At 63.3% G+C, this 12,084-nt stretch carries 11 protein-coding genes; 2 read left to right on the plus strand and 9 right to left on the minus strand.

Annotated elements, in window-relative coordinates; genetic code table 11:
• Nucleotides 1-20: 20 nt before the first annotated feature.
• Nucleotides 21-650, minus strand: coding sequence for an alpha/beta hydrolase (locus tag BM321_RS02515; RefSeq protein ID WP_092441405.1), 630 nt, complete (start codon nucleotides 648-650; stop codon nucleotides 21-23).
• A gap of 147 nt (nucleotides 651-797) precedes the next feature.
• Here BM321_RS02515 and BM321_RS02520 point away from each other — a divergent pair, with 147 nt between their 5' ends.
• Nucleotides 798-1,235 (plus strand): Z-ring associated ZapG family protein, encoded by a 438-nt coding sequence (locus BM321_RS02520; protein ID WP_003205372.1) that lies wholly within the window; start codon nucleotides 798-800, stop codon nucleotides 1,233-1,235.
• Between the two features lie 176 nt (nucleotides 1,236-1,411).
• Here the strand turns inward: BM321_RS02520 and BM321_RS02525 are convergent, their stop codons facing one another.
• From BM321_RS02525 to BM321_RS02560, 8 genes are all read right to left on the minus strand, one after another.
• Nucleotides 1,412-2,797: an aspartate aminotransferase family protein gene (locus tag BM321_RS02525; protein WP_092441406.1), complete on the minus strand. Its 1,386-nt coding sequence runs from the start codon at nucleotides 2,795-2,797 to the stop codon at nucleotides 1,412-1,414.
• Nucleotides 2,794-4,281 carry an NAD-dependent succinate-semialdehyde dehydrogenase gene (locus BM321_RS02530; protein WP_092441407.1) on the minus strand — a complete coding sequence of 496 codons (1,488 nt, stop codon included), beginning with the start codon at nucleotides 4,279-4,281 and terminating at the stop codon, nucleotides 2,794-2,796. Before BM321_RS02530 ends, BM321_RS02525 begins: the two co-directional genes overlap by 4 nt.
• A gap of 130 nt (nucleotides 4,282-4,411) precedes the next feature.
• Nucleotides 4,412-4,891 (minus strand): Lrp/AsnC family transcriptional regulator, encoded by a 480-nt coding sequence (locus BM321_RS02535; protein ID WP_092441408.1) that lies wholly within the window; start codon nucleotides 4,889-4,891, stop codon nucleotides 4,412-4,414.
• A 158-nt stretch (nucleotides 4,892-5,049) separates the two neighbouring features.
• Nucleotides 5,050-6,051 (minus strand): N(2)-acetyl-L-2,4-diaminobutanoate deacetylase DoeB, encoded by a 1,002-nt coding sequence (gene doeB, locus BM321_RS02540; RefSeq protein WP_092441409.1) that lies wholly within the window; start codon nucleotides 6,049-6,051, stop codon nucleotides 5,050-5,052.
• Between the two features lie 3 nt (nucleotides 6,052-6,054).
• Nucleotides 6,055-7,245: an ectoine hydrolase DoeA gene (gene doeA / locus BM321_RS02545; protein WP_092441410.1), complete on the minus strand. Its 1,191-nt coding sequence runs from the start codon at nucleotides 7,243-7,245 to the stop codon at nucleotides 6,055-6,057.
• A gap of 39 nt (nucleotides 7,246-7,284) precedes the next feature.
• Complete coding sequence (locus BM321_RS02550; RefSeq protein ID WP_092441411.1) at nucleotides 7,285-8,277, minus strand: cyclodeaminase; 993 nt, start codon at nucleotides 8,275-8,277, stop codon at nucleotides 7,285-7,287.
• Nucleotides 8,278-8,299: 22 nt separating this feature from the next.
• Nucleotides 8,300-9,271, minus strand: coding sequence for a hydroxyectoine utilization dehydratase EutB (gene eutB / locus BM321_RS02555; protein WP_092441412.1), 972 nt, complete (start codon nucleotides 9,269-9,271; stop codon nucleotides 8,300-8,302).
• 227 nt (nucleotides 9,272-9,498) lie between these two features.
• The gene (locus tag BM321_RS02560) at nucleotides 9,499-10,893 is read right to left on the minus strand and encodes a MocR-like ectoine utilization transcription factor EhuR (protein ID WP_092441413.1); all 1,395 of its coding nucleotides are present in this window, start codon (nucleotides 10,891-10,893) and stop codon (nucleotides 9,499-9,501) included.
• A 290-nt stretch (nucleotides 10,894-11,183) separates the two neighbouring features.
• Between BM321_RS02560 and ehuB the strand changes: the two genes are divergently transcribed.
• A complete protein-coding gene (gene ehuB / locus BM321_RS02565) occupies nucleotides 11,184-12,038 on the plus strand; it encodes an ectoine/hydroxyectoine ABC transporter substrate-binding protein EhuB (RefSeq protein WP_092329517.1) in 855 nt (284 codons plus the stop codon).
• The last annotated feature ends 46 nt before the right edge of the window (nucleotides 12,039-12,084 follow it).

Here is a 12,084-nt window from a genome sequence, read left to right on the forward strand (position 1 = left end):
TATCGCTTGTCAGACTGCTGTCAATTCGAGAGGCGCGGCAGGATCAGATCCTTGAGATCGGTCAGCTTGCCATGAAAAAAGTGTCCGCATTCTGCCACTTTCAGCAGCTCATGGGGGCGTTGGAGCGTGTCGGACCATTCGTAAACCAGCTGCGGATCGACCACTTCGTCGGTTTCCGGCTGGATCACGGTCAACTCGCCAGCGGTCGGCAAGGGCGATCGCTCGTCCAGGCGCATCACCGCCGGGGCCACCATGAACAGGTGCTTGACCGGTTGCCCCTGGGCTTCCAGGCGCCCGCCCAGGCTGGCGGCGACAAAGCCGCCGAAGGAAAAACCGAACAGGGTCAGGGGCAATTGCGGGTATTTTCCACGCAGCCATTGGGCAACAGCCTGGGCGTCATCCACTTCGCCGGTGCCCATGTCATGGGTGCCGGCGCTGGCACCCACGCCACGATAATTGAAACGCAACGTAACAAGCCCAGCATCACGGGCAGTGCGTTGCAGGGTCGAGACCACTTTGTTGAGCATGGTCCCGCCTTGCACCGGGTTCGGGTGGCAGATCAGCGCCAGGCCACGGGGGGCCTCGCTGTCCAGGTACAAGGCTTCCAGTTGGCCCACGGGGCCATCGATGACGACAGGGGTTTCGCGCATAAGCAAGGGAAAGAACTCCGTGACCCCGAATTGGGTCGACTCGTCTAGCTAAAGTCTGTGCCTGGCATGATTGCGATGTTCTTCGCGGTATACAGCGCAGGTCCGAGCCGTTAACGTAAAGCAAAGCCGTTTATAGAGGAAGGACTCGTGGAACACTCGCTCTTAGTTTGGTTGTTGCCGACTCTTGCCCTGGTTGCCGGTGTCGCCATTGGATTCCTGCTTGCCCGACTGCTGCCCAATGCGGTGCCCAACAGCACGCAACGTCAGCTGGACGACATTCAGGAACGTTTCGACAGTTATCAGAATGAAGTGGTCACCCACTTCAACAGCACCGCTTCTCTGGTGAAAAAACTCACCCAGAGCTACCAGGATGTCCAGGATCATTTGTCCGAGGGTGCCAATCGCCTGGCCCTGGACGAGCAGACTCGCCAGCGCCTGCTGGCCGCCCTGCAAGCCGATGCGGCACAGACGCCACGGGAACGCCTGACCCCACCAAAAGGGATCCAGGAACCGCCGCGGGACTACGCCCCCAAGGCCCCGAATTCGCCCGGCATGCTCGATGAGCATTACGGTTTGAAGAAGTAATCTGCGAGCGACACCCAAAAGCCCGCCCGATCACATGATCGGGCGGGCTTTTTTTAGCCCAGGAAAATCCCCCTGTGGGAGCGAGCTGCCCGCGATGACGGCAGCACATCCCACATCACCGGTTCAGACAGACCGCTATCGCGAGCAAGCTCGCTCCCACATTTAAATAAAGGGGCTTAGGCCAACACCTCGCCCGCCACCTGATCGATAGCCTTTTTGGTGATGTCGACGATCAGGTCCGCATCCCCGCGAGTCAGGATCAGGGGTGGGGCAAAGCCCAGGATGTCGCCATGGGGCATGGCGCGGGCGATCATGCCGCGTTCCAGGCAGGCGGCCGAGACCTTCGGGCCGACTTTGAGTGCCGGGTCGAACGCCGTACGCTGTTCACGGTCGGCCATGAACTCCACCGCCGCCAGCATGCCGTCGCCGCGCACCTCGCCCACCAGCGGATGCCCCTCAAGCGTTTCACGCAGGCGACGATTGAGGTAACCGCCAACGTCCTCGGCGTTGGCCGTAAGGTTTTCCCGTTCGAGGATGTCGAGGTTGGCCAACGCCGCGGCTGCGCAGATCGGGTGTCCGGAGTAGGTCCAGCCATGGCCCATGGCACCTTCGGCCTGGGAGGCTTTTTCAATCACGCTCCAGACCTTTTCCCCGATGATCACCGCCGACAACGGTGCATAGGCACTGGTCAGGCCTTTGGCGGTGGTGATCAGGTCCGGCTTCATGCCGTAGCGCTGGCTGCCCATCTTCGAACCCAGGCGGCCGAACGCGCAGACCACTTCATCGGCAATCAGCAGCACGTCGTATTTTTTCAGCACGGCCTGGATGGCATCCCAATAACCGGCGGGAGGAACGATGATGCCCCCGGTGCCCATCAACGGCTCGCCGATGAACGCCGCCACGGTGTCCGGACCTTCGGCGAGGATCATTTTTTCCAGCTCGTCGGCGCAGTAACCCACGAACGCTGCCTCGTCCATGCCCGCCGGAGCCTTGCGATACCAGTGAGGACACACCGTGTGCTTGACCCCTTCCACCGGCAGGTCGAAATGTTGGTGGAAGGTCGCCAGGCCGGTCAGGCTGCCGGTCATGATGCCCGAGCCATGGTAACCACGGTCCCGCGAGATGATCTTTTTCTTCAGCGGCCGGCCCAGTACGTTGTTGTAGTAGCGCACCAGCTTGACCTGGGTCTCGTTGGCATCGGAACCGGACAAGCCGTAATAGACCTTTTTCATGCCCTCCGGCGCCCAGTCCATGATGCGGCTGGACAACTCGATGATCGCCTCGCTCGAATGGCCGACGTAGGTGTGGTAGTAGGCCAGCTCCTTGGCCTGCTTGTAGATGGCGTCGGCCACTTCGGTACGCCCGTAACCGATGTTCACGCAATAGAGGCCGGCAAAGGCGTCGATGAACTCACGGCCTTCATGGTCGCGAATGCGAACGCCTGACGCACTCTTGATGATCCGCCCCTTGAGCGCGCCGCTGGCGTGGTCGTGAGCGTGGGTCGAGGGGTGCATGAAATGCGCACGGTCTTGTTCGAACAGCGTGTTGAGTTCTTGGCTCATGCGGACTCTCCTGGGAACTGGCCTTGATGGTGCAGGCAAAAATATTTGGTTTCGACAAAGGGCTCGAAGCCCTCGCTGCCACCCTCGCGGCCGAGGCCCGAGGCTTTCATGCCACCGAAGGGAATCGGGTGGCCGGTGAACTTGACGCCGTTGACCGCGACCATGGCGTGGTCGAGACGGCGGATCAGCGGATAAATGACGTCCAGGCGGTTGGAACAAATATAGGCCGCCAGCCCATACTCGGTGTCGTTGGCCATTTCAATGGCTTCGTCCAGGGTGTCGAACGGCATCACCCCGGCAATAGGCGCAAAGTTTTCTTCACGGTAGATGCGCATCTGCGGCGTGACATCGGCCAGCACGGTCGGTTGGTAGAACAACCCGCCCAAGGCATGGGCCTCGCCCCCCACCAGGCGTTGAGCACCCAAGGCCAGGGCATCGGCGACACGGTCGGCGGTTGCATCGAGCGCCGCCTGGTGCATCAACGGCCCGACATCCACGTCCTGCTCCTGTTGATCGACCATGGCCGGCCCGACGCGCAAGGCGCGCACTGCGGCGGCGAAACGACTGAGAAACGCCGGGTACAGCGGGCGCTGCACCATGATCCGGTTGGCCGCGCAGCAGTCCTGTCCCGAGGTCTGGAACTTCGCCTCCACGGCGACTTTCACCGCCAAGGCCAGGTCGGCATCGGCGCAGACAATGAACGGCGCGTTGCCGCCCAGTTCCAGCGCGACTTTCTTCACGTCATGGGCCGCCGCCTGCAGCACCAGCTTGCCGACCCGGGTCGAGCCCGTGAAGCTCACCGAGCGTACGCGACGGTCCTTGACCAGGGTTTCCATGGCCATGTGCGGCTCACCCAAGACCACGTTGAAGGCCCCGGCGGGAAAGCCGGCTTCCTCGGCCAGTTGCGCCAGGGCCAACGCTGAGTAAGGTGTTTCGTGGGCCGGCTTGATCACCACCGTGCAACCGGCGGCCAGAGCGGCGGCAGCCTTGCGGGTAATCATCGCCGAAGGGAAATTCCACGGTGTGAGCAGCGCGCACACGCCCACCGGCTCCTTGATCGTACCCAAGTGCGCATTCGGGATATGGCTGGGGATGTTCTGACCGTACAGGCGCCGGGCCTCTTCGGCGAACCATGGGATGAAGCTGGCGGCATAGGCGATTTCGCCACGGGACTCGGCCAGCGGCTTGCCCTGCTCCAGGCTGAGGATGCGCGCGAGGTCTTCGCTGTGTTCGCCGATCAACGCCGCCCAGCGTCGCAGGATCGCGCCGCGAGTTTCCAGGCTCTGGTCGCGCCACGCCGGGAATGCGCGATGCGCCGCGTCCACCGCCGCGACGATCTGTGGCTGATCGAGCATCGGCACATGGCCGATGACGGTGCGGGTGGCCGGGTTGTGGACGGCCACGCTGTGGCCACTGTCGCTGTGGACCCAATGGCCATCGATGTAGCAGAGCGCTTTGAACAGCAGCGGGTGTTGGTAAGGCATGACGTTCACTCCAGAGCGTGTGCGTGAATCCATGCTAGGGCAGCGGTGCTTGGGTTATCGGCTGTTTGAGCGGGGTCGGACCTTGGCTTTTTTCTGGAAACGACCTGCGCAAAAGTGTTTTCTGTGGTGCTCAGGAGGATGGCGCCAGCTCCGCCGGCAAGGCGCCGGCGGTCTTGATGGTCTTGGTGACGATGTAGGTGAAATAGCGTTCGATGCCGAGGTCCTCCAGCAACAGTTGGTCGACGAAGCGTTGATAGGCATCGACGTCCGGCGCCTGGATCATCGCCAGGTAATCGACCCCGCCGCCGGTGGCGTAACAGAATGCCACTTCGGACGCGGCGATCATGCGTTGTTCGAAACGGCGCATGTCCTGGGCGGTGTGCCGGGCCAGGGTGATTTCCACCAGCACCTGCTGACGCTTGAACACCGCGCTCCAATCGATCTGCGCTCGATAGCCGACGATCAGGCCCGCCGCTTCCAGCTTGCGCACCCGCTCCCAGGCCGGCGTCACCGACAGGTTGATGGCCTCGGCCAGGCTCGACTTGGTGATGCGCCCATCCTCGGCGAGGATCTGCAGGATCTTGAGGTCGTAGCGATCGAGCTTGTGCATGGGCCGGGCTCCGGACAGTTAAAAACTCAGACTCAACGCAAACCTGTGTGGGAGCGAGCTTGCTCGCGATGAGGCCATCAAATTCAAAATATCTGTTGTCTGTCACTCCGCTATCGCGAGCAAGCTCGCTCCCACAGGGGATCTGTGGCCGGCTGTCGTCACGCCAACACATCCGCAATCACCGCCAGCGTATCGCCACACTGCACCAATCCGGGAAAGTGTCGGGCCGCCAGCAGGCCGCTGCGGGCGGCGCGGTATTCGACCGGGGCGACGCCGCTACGGGTGGTGTCGTAGATCCGTGCCACCACCTCGCCATGGGTCACGTGCTCCCCCAGGTCGCGGCACATTTCCAGCAAACCGTCGTGCTCGCTGGCAATGAAACAACTGGCGTCCGGCATGTCGAGCACCAACGACGGCTGCAACTCGATCGTGCCCCGCAGGATGCCTGCGTGGATCAGCAGGTTGCGTACCCCACGCTCGGCAATCGCCACGCTGCGGGCGGTCGACGAACCGCCGCCGCCCAGCTCGGTGGTGACGAACACCTTGCCCTGGGACTCGGCCGCCGTGTCGTACATCGCCCCGGCGTCCAGCTCCAGCATGCGCATGCAATACGGCGCGTTGAACGCCAGCATCCCGGCCTCGCAGCGCGCCTGTTGCTGTTTGTCCGGCAACACGTGGCAAGCGGCGAACGGCAGGAAATCCAGGGTCCGGCCACCGGAATGAATGTCGAGGACAATGTCGGCCAAGGGCAACAACGTGCGATTGAAATAGTCGGCGATTTTCTCGGTGACGGTGCCGTCCGGCCTGCCGGGAAAACTGCGGTTCAGGTTGCCCTTGTCGATGGGCGACGTGCGGCGCCCGGCATGGAACGCCGGGGTGTTCATGAACGGCACGATAATCACCCGCCCACTGACCTCGTCGGCGGTCAGTTGCTGGGCCAATTTGCTCAGGGCCACCGGGCCCTCGTATTCATCGCCATGGTTGCCACCGCTGAGCAGCGCCGTCGGACCGCTGCCGCGCTGGATGAGCGTGATGGGAATCATCACCGCGCCCCAGGCCGAATCGTCCCGCGAATACGGCAGTTTGAGAAAACCGTGCTGCACGCCCTCGCGGCTGAAGTCGACCGTGGCGCTGATGGGATTGTTGGGCACGTCAGGCATGGGTCAATCCTTCACGAACAGTTGACGAGGCACGTTGCACAACGTCTCGACGCCGGTCTCGGTGATCAGAATGCTTTCGGTGATTTCCAGGCCCCAATCGTCCATCCACAGCCCCGGCATGAAGTGGAAGGTCATGCCCGGCTGCAACACGCTGTTGTCGCCGGGGCGCAGGCTCATGGTGCGCTCGCCCCAATCCGGCGGATAACTGATCCCGATGGGGTAGCCGCAACGGCTGTCCTTGTGAATGCCGAACTTCTCCAGCACTTTGAAAAACGCCACGGCGATGTCGCCCGTGGTGTTGCCCGGCTTGGCCGCATCGAGGCCGGCGGCGATGCCTTCGACCACGGCTTTTTCGCCGTCGAGGAAATGCTGCGGTGGCTTGCCCAGGTAGATGGTCCGCGACAGCGGGCAGTGGTAACGCTTGTAGCAACCGGCGATTTCAAAGAAGGTGCCGGCGCCCTTCTCGAATGGCGAATCGTCCCAGGTCAGGTGGGGCGCGCTGGCATCGGCGCCGGTGGGCAGCAGTGGCACGATGGCCGGGTAGTCACCGCCATGGCCATCGACGCCGAGGATGCCGCTGCTGTAGATCTCGGCCACCAGTTCGTTCTTGCGCATGCCCGGTTCGATCCGTTCCAGGATCCGGCTGTGCATGTTTTCGACGATGCGCGCGGCAATGCGCATGTAGGCGATTTCCTGGGGCGACTTGACCGCTCGCTGCCAGTTCACCAGGCCCACCGCATCCACCAGTTTCGCCTGGGGCAAATGCTTTTGCAGCGACAGGTACGCCGCGGCGCTGAAGTAATAGTTGTCCATTTCCACGCCGATGCTCAGCGCGCCCCAGCCACGGGCGATGATCACTTCCCGGGACAGGTAGTCCATGGGATGGCGCTCGCGGGACTGCACGTAGATGTCCGGGTAGCCGACGATGTTGTCGGCCTGCATGAACACCGTGCGCTTGGCACCGTTGGCATCCTGGCCGCGCCCGAACCACACGGGCTCGCCCTCCAGCGCCACCAGCACGCACTGGTGCACATAGAACGACCAGCCGTCATAGCCGGTAAGCCAGGCCATGTTCGACGGGTCGGTCACCACCAGCAGCTCCAGGCCCTGGGCCTGCATGGCCGCACGAACCTTCGCCAGGCGTTGACTGTATTCCTCCCGCTGGAACGGAAGATTGACGACGATCTCTGACATCCACCTGCCCTCTGTTGAATGACTCATGAGAAAAATGCTCTAGCGGCCGAACGCAAAGCCCTTGCCCGCCGCCCGTGCCCGCTCGAACGCCAGGTTGGCGATGGCGGTGTCCTGGGCGCCGGTGCCGGTGAGATCGCACAGGGTGACCTGCGCCTCGTCGGTACGCCCGGCCCGCTGCCCTGCCAGCACCTGGCCCAGCTCCCGCAACGCGACCTCATCGCCAACGGTGCCGGCCGCCAGGGCGTGGTGCAGTTCGCCGAGCACGCGGGTCTGGCTCAGGCGGTCGGCGACATAGCAGTCGACGGTCGCCAGGGCTTGCGGGGAAATTTCGTTCTTGTGTTCCGCGTCCGAGCCCATCGCCGTGATGTGCAGGCCGGGGTGCAGATGACGAGCCTGGATCAACGGCTCGCGACTGGGAGTGCAGGTGATGGCGATGTCCACGCCTTCCACGGCATCGTCAATGGAAGCGCATGGCGTGACGGCCAGTCCGCTGTCACGCGCCAGCGCCTGACTGAACGCCCGGGCCTTTTGCATGTCCCGCGCCCAGACCCGCACCTCGTCGATGGGCCGCACCAGGCGCAGCGCCTGAAGCTGCAGAGCCGCCTGTTCGCCAGCACCGATCAGCGCGACGCTGCGGCTTTGCTCACGGGACAGGCACCGCGCTGCCACCGCCCCGGCCGCCGCGGTGCGCACGGCGGTGAGGTAGCCGTTGTCCAGCAGCAGGGCTTCCAGCAGGCCGGTGCGTGCCGAAAGCAGCATCATCATGCCGTTGAGGCTGGGCAGGCCGAGCTTGGGGTTATCGAAAAAGCCCGGGCTGACCTTGATGGCGAAGCGTTCCAGGCCCGGCAGGTACGCGGTCTTCACATCCACTTCACCGTTGTGCTCGGGAATGTCCAAGCGCAGGATCGGCGGCATCGCCACGGCGACGGTGGCCAACAGCACGAAGGCCTGCTCGATGGCGTCGATGCTGGCCAGGTCGAGGGCCACGCAGCTGCGCAGGTCGGCTTCGCTCAATAGGGTGACTTCACTCATGACAGGCTCCGTTAACGGGTTATCAAGCGTTGGCGCCGGCGATCACGCGGGCATGTTGTTCGGTGTCGACATTGCGCCCGCTGACCACCAGGACGATGGGGCCGCGCGGCTCGACCAAGCCATCGAGCAACGCCGCGATGCCCACCACCGCAGCGCCTTCGAGCACCAGGCGTTCGTGGTGATAAGCTTGGCGGATGGCATTGGCGATGGAGGCTTCCGAAAGCAGGTGCAGGTCATTGCGCAGCTGCCGGGTCATGGCGAAGGTGTAGCGGTTGTCCAGGCCGATGCCGCCACCGAGGGAGTCGGCCAGCGTCGGCTGTTCTTCGACGTCCACGGGCTGCCCGGCGGCGAGGCTGGCGTGCATCGCCGCACCTCGGGCCATGCTGATGCCGTGGACCTGGATCGCTGGGTTGGCAGTCTTGAGCGCCAAGGCCACGCCGGCGAACAGACCGCCACCGGACAGCGGCACCAGCACTTGGGACACCTCCGGCTGCTGCTCGAGGATCTCCAGACCGAGGGTGCCCTGGCCGGCGATGATCGCCGGGTGATCGAAGGGCGGCAGGAAGGTAGCGTCCTGCTCCCGGGCGATGCGTTCGGCTTCACGCTGGGCATCGTCCTGGGACTGGCCGACGATGCACACCTGGGCGCCCAAATCGCGAATCGCCTGCACCTTGTTGGCCGGTACCCGGTTCGACAGGCAGACAATCGCCTTGACGCCCTGCTGCGAGGCGGCATAAGCGAGCGCCCGACCGTGATTGCCGGTCGAAGCCGTGACCACGCCCCGGGCCTTCTGCTCGGGGCTGAGCTGCGCCACGGCATTGCTCGCCCCGCGCAGCTTGAAGCTGCCGGTGATTTGCAGGGCTTCGAGCTTGAGGTACACCGCCACGCCCATCAACCGCGACAAACTCGGGGAATGCTCCATGGGCGTACGCCGCACCAGCGACTCGATGCGCTGGCGAGCGAGGTAGATATCCTGAAGCTGCAACCCTGTCATGACTGCGTCCCGAGCGGATGTGTTGGGCGCAGTCTAAGAGGGCTGGATTGCGGTGATGAATGTACTAGGGCAATTTAATGACTTTGCTTGAACAGTAGCCAATCCCCTGTGGGAGCGAGCTTGCTCGCGATTGGGTCCTCACATTCAACATCTCTGGTGGCTGATACACCGCTATCGCGAGCAAGCTCGCTCCCACAAGGGGATGTGTCGTTTACAGATCCGGCATTTCAGAAATCATGGATCTGCGGATACTGGTTGAAGATGTCCCGCATCCCCGCCAGGGCATGGCGCATTTCTTCATCGCTGCACTCAGCCCCCACGCACACTCGCACCGCGCGGGGCCTGGGGGTGCCGCGCACGGTGAACGGGTCGGGGGAAGTCACGGCAATGTGCTTGTGCCGCAGCGCCCGCACCAGGCTGTCCACCTCCCAATGGGCCGGGATGCCGATCCAGGCATTCAAGGCGTGGGGATGCTGGCCCAGCAGATGCTCGCCCATGTACTCGGTGACCATCGCCTGGCGCCCGGCCAGCAGTTGGCGTTGCAACTGCAGCAGCGACTCGGCGCGGCCATCGCGAATCCAGCGGGTGGCGATCTCCGAGACCATGGGCGTGGCCATCCAACTGTTGACCCGCAGGATGCTCTCGGTGCGCAAGGCCAGGCGCTTGGGCACCACCAGATAGCCGGTGCGCAGCCCCGTGAGTACCGACTTGGTCATGCTCGTGCAATAGAACGACAGCTCCGGCAGGTAATGACTGATGGGCGGTGCCCGGCGCTCGTCCAGCAACGGACCGTACACATCGTCCTCGATAATGTGCACGCCAAAACGCCGGGCGATCTCGGCGATTTCCCGGCGGCGGGCGTCGGGCATCAGGCTGGTGGTGGGATTGTTCAGGTTCGGCGTGCACACCAGCGCGGTGATGCGCTCGTTGCTGCACATGTCTTCGAAATGTTCCGGGTCGATGCCATAGCGGTCCATCTCCAGGCCCTTGAGGGTGAAGCCCAGCACCTGGGAGTTGCCGATCACGCCGTGGTCGGTCAAGCCTTCGCAGAGCACCACATCGTCGGGCCCCGCCAAGGACGCGAGGGCCAGGAAAATCCCGTGGGCCGCGCCGTTGGTGATCAGCACGTCGTTACGGTCGACTTTCAGCCCTTGCCGGCCAATCCACTGCGCCGCCGCTTCGCGATGGGATTCAAAACCGGCGATGGGGCGAAAAGCGTGAATCCACGGCTGGTCTTCTTCAGTGCTCAACGCCGCGCAGGTATCCCGCCAGGCCTGGTCATGCTCGCGGGTGTGCAGGATGCGGGTGATGGAAAAATCCACCAGCGCCCGCTCGGGGCTGTCGAGAATGTAAGTGGCCACCCGGTCGCTCATGCGCCGCGAGACGAAACTGCCGCGCCCGACCTCACAGCGCACCAGCCCCTGGCGCTCCAGCTCCTTATAAGCGTTGGTGACGGTCTGCACGCTGATGCCCATGGCGTCGGCCACCTGCCGTTGCGGCGGCAGGCGCTGGTCATTGGCCAGGCTGCCCTGCTCGATATCGTCGGCAATGGCCTGCACCAGAATCTTGTATTTGGATTCACCGCTGCGGGCGAGGTCCAAGGCTGACTTCCATTTATCCATGACAGCTGCAACCGGCGTGTGTAGGGGTGCGCACAGCATTGCGCGGCCATCGCGGCAAAGCAATTGTCCTAGTGCAATGCAATCGATGCCGGGGCTTTTGTATGCTCGGTCCAAGGTCGTCATCCAGGCGGGTTCAGTGCCCCGACAAAAAGCCGGATCGACCTGTACCGGCGCCGTTCCCGATTCCAGGCCACGCCCGGATCCGCCGCTGTACGCTTTGCTCTTGTAACACTGCCTCCTACCACAGAGCCGTCAAACGACGGATCCACAAGAAACAGGAGATTTTATCGATGAGCAATTTTCTTCCCAGCACCTGCGCGCCCTTGCGTCGGCTCTTGTTGACCTGTGCCGTACTGGGCCTGGCCGGCAGCGTTCAAGCGGCGACCCTGGATACCGTCAAAAGCAACAGCAGCATCCGGATCGGCTACGCCAACGAAACCCCGTTCGCCTTCACCGAAACCGACGGCACCGTCACCGGTGAGTCGCCCGAGATCGCCAAGATCATTTTCGCCAGGATGGGTATCAAGCAGGTCAATGGCGTGCTCACCGAATGGGGTTCGCTGATCCCGGGCCTGCGGGCAGGTCGCTTCGACGTGATTGCCGCCGGCATGTACATTACCCCGGCGCGCTGCAAACAGGTGTTGTTCACCGACCCGCAGTATCAGTTGCCCGACGCGTTGCTCGTGGCCAAGGGCAACCCGAAAAAACTCCACAGCTATGAAGACATCGCCAAGCAACCGGAGGTAAAACTGGCAATCATGGCCGGCACGGTGAACCTGGCTTATGCCCGCGATTCCGGGGTCAAGGACGAACAGATCCTCCAGGTCCCCGACACCACCGCACAACTGCAAGCCGTGCGCGCCGGCCGCGCGGACGCTGCCGTTGGCACGCAACTGACCATGAAAGGCCTGGCCAGCAAGGGCGGCGACAAGGTCGAGGCGATGACCGAATTCAAGGACGACCCATCCCACATCGGCTACGGCGCCCTGGCCTTCCGTCCCGAAGACAAGGACCTGCGCGATGCGGTCAATGCCGAGCTGAAAAAGTGGCTGGGCTCCGAAGAGCATCTCAAGACGGTTGCGCCATTCGGTTTCGACAAATCCAACGTGACCAGCAAGACCGCGGCCGAGCTCTGCGCTCAGTAGCCGGCAAGACTGGCGTGCCGAAACGGGCATGACGCTTGGGGCGTGA

It is taken from the genome of Pseudomonas sp. NFIX10, from assembly GCF_900111955.1.
Taxonomy (GTDB): domain Bacteria; phylum Pseudomonadota; class Gammaproteobacteria; order Pseudomonadales; family Pseudomonadaceae; genus Aquipseudomonas; species Aquipseudomonas fluorescens_AA.

Excerpts from the sequence above, each read along its gene's own strand:
- BM321_RS02560 (WP_092441413.1), bottom strand. The coding sequence starts at position 10,893 with ATGGATAAATGGAAGTCAGCCTTGGACCTCGCCCGCAGCGGTGAATCC.
- BM321_RS02515 (WP_092441405.1), bottom strand. The coding sequence starts at position 650 with ATGCGCGAAACCCCTGTCGTCATCGATGGCCCCGTGGGCCAACTGGAA.
- doeB (WP_092441409.1), bottom strand. The coding sequence starts at position 6,051 with ATGCCTGACGTGCCCAACAATCCCATCAGCGCCACGGTCGACTTCAGC.
- BM321_RS02530 (WP_092441407.1), bottom strand. The coding sequence starts at position 4,281 with ATGCCTTACCAACACCCGCTGCTGTTCAAAGCGCTCTGCTACATCGAT.
- BM321_RS02535 (WP_092441408.1), bottom strand. The coding sequence starts at position 4,891 with ATGCACAAGCTCGATCGCTACGACCTCAAGATCCTGCAGATCCTCGCC.
- BM321_RS02550 (WP_092441411.1), bottom strand. The coding sequence starts at position 8,277 with ATGAGTGAAGTCACCCTATTGAGCGAAGCCGACCTGCGCAGCTGCGTG.
- eutB (WP_092441412.1), bottom strand. The coding sequence starts at position 9,271 with ATGACAGGGTTGCAGCTTCAGGATATCTACCTCGCTCGCCAGCGCATC.
- BM321_RS02525 (WP_092441406.1), bottom strand. The coding sequence starts at position 2,797 with ATGAGCCAAGAACTCAACACGCTGTTCGAACAAGACCGTGCGCATTTC.
- doeA (WP_092441410.1), bottom strand. The coding sequence starts at position 7,245 with ATGTCAGAGATCGTCGTCAATCTTCCGTTCCAGCGGGAGGAATACAGT.
- ehuB (WP_092329517.1), top strand. The coding sequence starts at position 11,184 with ATGAGCAATTTTCTTCCCAGCACCTGCGCGCCCTTGCGTCGGCTCTTG.